The organism is Leisingera sp. F5, assembly GCF_001593695.1.
In genome coordinates this window covers 1-2,930 of sequence record NZ_LUKH01000314.1, presented here as the reverse complement: position 1 = coordinate 2,930, position 2,930 = coordinate 1, and the positions used below count along the sequence as shown (strand labels likewise).

1 protein-coding gene and 2 pseudogenes are annotated in these 2,930 nt (G+C 60.2%); all 3 read left to right on the top strand.

Translation table 11 applies throughout. The features are described from left to right. Nucleotides 1–750, top strand: a pseudogene (locus A2I95_RS29450) (transcriptional regulator); the annotation flags it as partial. Nucleotides 751–903: 153 nt separating this feature from the next. Further along, on the top strand, nucleotides 904–1,362 hold the full coding sequence (locus A2I95_RS29445) for a hypothetical protein (RefSeq protein ID WP_291735586.1): 459 nt from the start codon (nucleotides 904–906) through the stop codon (nucleotides 1,360–1,362). A 243-nt stretch (nucleotides 1,363–1,605) separates the two neighbouring features. Beyond that, a pseudogene (locus A2I95_RS29440) lies at nucleotides 1,606–2,930 on the top strand (methyl-accepting chemotaxis protein); the annotation flags it as partial.

Genomic DNA, 2,930 nt, shown 5'->3' with positions numbered 1-2,930 from the left:
CTGTTGATGGCGGCGATTTCGCTGATGCAGGAAATGGACGCGCGCAAATTCCAGCAAGCACATGAAATCCTGTCGCATCTGCTTGAACGGGAGCCAAAACATGTGCTGCCGCTGACCTGGATGGGATTCTGGCATGTGATGCGGGTCGAAAAGGGCTTGTCTGTGAACCGTGGAGAGGACAGCCGCCTGGCCAGCCGGATGGCAGAGGCCGCCATCGAAGCTGCACCGGGTTTCTCATTGGCTCATACGCTCAAGGGGCTTATCTCCAGCCACCTGACGTTCCGCTTCGATCTGGCACAGGACGCCTATGACCTGGCGCTGCGCGACAATCCAAACGAAGCGCTGGCGCTGCTTTTGAAAGGGGCGACGCTGGCCTATCAGGACATGCCGGATGAGGCGGTGCAAATGACCGACGCGGCCCGGCGGCTGACGCCTTTAGGACCGCAGCGGTACTATTTTGATGCGCTCTCGGCGCTGGCGTATTTGTCTGCCCGCAACTTTGCCCGTGCAATTGAACTTTCCGAGCGGTCGCTTGAAGCCAAGGGCGCCTTTCCAGTGCCGCTGCGGTCCAAGGCGATCGCCCTGCAAATGTCCGGCCGGGGCGCTGAAGCCCGCAGCACAGTCCAAAAACTGCTTGAGGCCGCGCCGGAGTTCTGCCTGTCGCAGTTCCAGCGCGACAATCCTGCAGCGATGAGCCCGGCGGGACAGGAATGGGCTTCTGCCTTGCGGCAGGCGGGCGTGCCGGAATAGCCGGTCAGGCGATTGTGCAAAAGCCACGGTGACGTTGTGTAACCTGTATTCCCAAAATATCATTTGTGCAGGAAGCAGTTGTGCGTGCTAGGCTTTGCCGGAACCAGCAGCAAACCGGGCAGTTTGGCCCTGAACCAAGGTCTAGGAGGCGGAGTGCCGGAAAATCTGTCTTTCGAACGCCGGTTTTCGGAATTCGGCCCGGGCGTGCAGCCAGAGGAGCGGACGCAAGAGATCCTGGACGTTGTTGAGGATTTCATGCACCGCTGGGGTTATTCGGTGCAAAACCTTATCGGTGCCGATCTGACGGTTGAGCATCTGGGCGGCGGGCCAAGCGAGGTGCCGGATCTGATCTTCAGAATGGCAGCGCTGGACTACTTTGAGATTGTCATCCGCAGCGGCAGCGGGGCCGTCAGCTATGGCGGCTGGTTGACAGGCACTTTGCCGGTCACTGTTTCCGGCCAGCAGGTGAATGGCCGTCCGGTGCTGCTGACCACTTGCCGCGAGGGCGGGCAGATCCGGCATATTTTTGATCCGCTTTCCGGTTACCGGCCTGTTACCGAAACCACAAATTTGCCCCTGCACGCGGCGCGCCGTCTCTCCGGAGAGATCTGACCGGTAGTGTTGAAACGGCCTTTGCAGCGGGCTGCTTTCTCTGCCAGTCGATAAAATTCAACAGATTTCCCGATTGCCGCTCATATTTTTTTTACGTTCTTGCGTCCCTTTTGTTTGGGAGATGCGGGCAGCTGTGCGGCAGCGGCCCTGCACCATTGAATGCCTGACCGGCCGAAAACGGCGGTGGGCCGGCTGCTTGTCCGGTCTTGGCACGGAATATGGGCGGATGCCTTGGGTGATACTATGACTGCAAAGAAAAAACTTCCCGCCAAGCGCGGTTTCCGTTTGTTTTCCAGCATTGGCGCAAAAATCACGCTGATCCTGATGGCGATGGGGGCTGCTATTGCTGTTGGCGGTGTCATGGTTACGCTGGTCTTTTCCCAGACCGGCCGCCAAATGGAGGTTCTGACGGAACAGAAGGTGCCCCGGCTGGAGCTGAGCGGCCGTCTTGTCAAAGCAGGAAGCCGGGCAAAGGATGCGATGATTGCGGTCTTGCAAGCTGGATCAGTTGACGAGCTGGTCCAGGCCGAGACTGAGGCGGTTGCAGCGATTGCACATCTTGAAAACAGCCTGGCTGAACTGCCTGCGGCAGAGCGGGCCATGTTCAGGCAGGAGGCTGACGCGGCCTCCGAAATGCTCAGCAATCTGATCGCGGCCCGCAAAGGCGCCTTTCGAAATCAGGCCTGGATCGACTCCCAGACCGGCAGCCTGCAGACACTTAGCCAAACGGTGCAGGCGAAGCTTGTGCAGGTCGCGTCCGAGGCCAGCGACAGTTTGATGGCAGGCGGCGAGGACACAATCGGCCAGGTTGATGAGGTGCTCAAAAACCTGGTTGAGCAACAGTTCGGCAGCTTGCAAACGCTGCTGGAAACCCGCGCTGATATCAGCATTTTGTCCGGTGCGGCACTGGCGCTGGGCCATGTGCGCGACGTGCCCACCAAGCGGGCGCTCAAAAAAATGGCCAATGACGCTTTGAGCCGGCTGGAGCCGGTCATGGGGCGGCTGGAAGAGCTGGGCCTGGATGCCTTCAGGGCCAAGAAGGTCCGCGCGGGTGTGGAACTGTTCCGCTATACCCTCACCGCGAGCCGCAAGGAGCTGAAGGACAGCCGCAAGGAAGTTCTGAGCGCCCGTAATGCCAGCGTGCGCCCGCTGACCCAAGCGATGGAGCGTATGGTGTTCACCCTGTCTGTTGCGGCAACCCAGGCCAGTTCCGATAACCGGACGGCGATCCAGGGGCTGCTGGACAACCAGGTTGGCGTGCTGCAGCAGCTGCTGGAGATCAATGGCTGGATCAGCGCCTTCCAGGTGGCGGCGCTGGATGTGGCGGCTGCGCATGATATTGATGCCGCAGATGCCGCTGCTGCCCCGCTTCAGGACGCTGCCAAGGCGCTGCAGGGTTATGCCGGTTTCAATAACGGGGTATTTGCGCAGGAGCTTAAGGATCTGGTGGGCCTGGCCGATCCGTCGGAGGGATTGCCGGTCTTCAAGGTGGCGTCGCTGGAGGCCACAGCTGCGGCTGCTGCGGCGTCGCAGGCAACTGTGGATGCGGTGCTGGAATTTGCACATCA